The sequence below is a fragment of the Streptomyces sp. GbtcB6 genome (assembly GCF_019091475.1).
Taxonomy (GTDB): Bacteria; Actinomycetota; Actinomycetes; order Streptomycetales; family Streptomycetaceae; genus Streptomyces; species Streptomyces hyaluromycini.
Genome location: NZ_JAGXJL010000400.1, coordinates 1 through 245, shown reverse-complemented (window position 1 = coordinate 245; position 245 = coordinate 1). Strand labels below are relative to the sequence as shown.

The 245-nt window shown below is 72.7% G+C and carries 1 pseudogene; it reads right to left on the bottom strand.

Going from position 1 to position 245, the window contains the following annotated elements:
• Nucleotides 1–245: pseudogene (locus tag KVT45_RS55510) on the bottom strand (arginine deiminase family protein); the annotation flags it as partial.

Below are 245 nucleotides of genomic sequence, written 5' to 3'. Positions count from 1 at the left end.
CCCCCGCGCTGCCGGGCGGGCCAGCGCATGGCGTTGAGGGACACGGCGTCGTAGACCCAGGCGGAGGTGTCGCGGGTGAAGAGGTGGTAGGGGAGCGGTTCGAGGAGGAAGTCGTCGAGGACCATGGCATGGAAGCGGACCGAGGTGGGCACCTCGTGGGCGGCCAGGAACCCCCGCATGGTCATGCCGCCCACCAGCGCCCCGGCCAGCTCGCCCGCCGGCAGCTACTCGAAGGCGGTGCGCAG